The sequence below is a fragment of the Acinetobacter sp. 228 genome (assembly GCF_048147885.1).
Genome location: NZ_JAYWYV010000601.1, coordinates 1 through 1,031, shown reverse-complemented (window position 1 = coordinate 1,031; position 1,031 = coordinate 1). Strand labels below are relative to the sequence as shown.

Genomic DNA, 1,031 nt, shown 5'->3' with positions numbered 1-1,031 from the left:
AGCCGCACATGTACCGGCTTAAATAAAAAAAGCCCTGAAAGTTTAAACGCTTTCAGGGCTTTTTCTAAATTATGTTATTAGCCATTAACAATTTGACCGCCATTTACATGAATAACCTGACCAGTAATATAACTTGCATCATCTGAGGCAAGGAAAAGATAAGCAGGGGCGACTTCACTTGGCTGACCCATTCTACCCATTGGGGTATCTTTACCAAACTTTTCGACAGTCTCGGCATCGAAACTACTTGGAATAAGGGGAGTCCAGATTGGGCCTGGTGCAACACCATTTACACGAATACCTTTTTTCTGCTTCATTAAATTGTTCGATAGACTACGAGTAAAAGAGGTAATTGCACCTTTAGTACTTGCATAGTCAATCAACTCATCATGACCTTGGTAACTGGTAATACTAGTGGTGTTAATAATGCTATCGCCTTCCTCCATATAAGGAATGGCTTCTTTGGTTAAATAAAACATGGCAAAAATATTTGTTTTAAATGTTTTTTCTAATTGTTCATTACTAATACTTTCAATTTCTTTTTGTTGATATTGCACACCCGCATTATTCACTAAAATATTAATTTTACCAAAATGCTGTAAAACCTTATCAATATTTTGTTTTGCAAGGTCTGGATCGGAAATATCACCTTTTAATAAAAGACATTGTTGTCCTTCCTTTTCAATAAGCTGTTTAGTAATTTCGGCATCTTGGTCTTCTTCAAGGTACAGTACAGCAATATCGGCACCTTCACGGGCAAATAGTACGGCAACTGAACGGCCTATACCGCTATCACCACCGCTAATGACGGCAACTTTGCCTTTTAGTTTTTCACTGCCTTTATGGAATGCTTTAATAATTTCTGGTTCAGGATGCATTTTCTCCTGATCACCTGGTTGATGAGGTTGAACTTGTGCAGGAACTTCTGATGGATACTGATTCGTTGTATTTTCCATGTCTAGACTACCTCTATTTAATTTTCAGTCCCTCTATATTGGTTAATTTGCACGTGAATATGAGTAAATAGTCTT

1 protein-coding gene is annotated in these 1,031 nt (G+C 37.1%); it reads right to left on the bottom strand.

The features are described from left to right. Window positions 1-77: 77 nt before the first annotated feature. Window positions 78-956 (bottom strand): SDR family oxidoreductase, encoded by an 879-nt coding sequence (locus VXQ92_RS21165; RefSeq protein WP_000432323.1) that lies wholly within the window; start codon window positions 954-956, stop codon window positions 78-80. Between the last annotated feature and the right edge of the window lie 75 nt (window positions 957-1,031).